1 protein-coding gene is annotated in these 271 nt (G+C 36.5%); it reads right to left on the bottom strand.

The window, feature by feature from the left end; all coding sequences use genetic code 11:
* Positions 1 to 271 (bottom strand): hypothetical protein (locus tag AAEZ22_RS18390; protein WP_352298483.1); only part of this gene is annotated, 271 nt, incomplete at both ends.

Here is a 271-nt window from a genome sequence, read left to right as displayed (position 1 = left end):
ATACTAGCTCTAGTAAAGCTAGCTAGCGTTTTTCTAAAATCTATTTTTGCAATATCTTCCCTATAATCTGTCGCTTTTGAGATCACTTCAAAATCCTCTGGTTTGTCATTACCCATTGCGACGATAAAGTTGATATTACTTAAATCTTTATTCCTTAACCTATCCAGTAATGCAGCTATATCATTTAGGCGCTTTTCGTTTTCATCACCCGCAACAGGACGGTCAACGTCTTGTAGGGTGATCAATAATTTGTGGTTGGTAACTTCAAGAA

It is taken from the genome of Pseudoalteromonas sp. 20-MNA-CIBAN-0454 (assembly GCF_040308685.1).
GTDB classification, from domain to species: domain Bacteria; phylum Pseudomonadota; class Gammaproteobacteria; order Enterobacterales; family Alteromonadaceae; genus Pseudoalteromonas; species Pseudoalteromonas nigrifaciens.
Note: the sequence above shows the minus strand (reverse complement) of the source record. Positions and strands in the feature narration are given on the sequence as shown.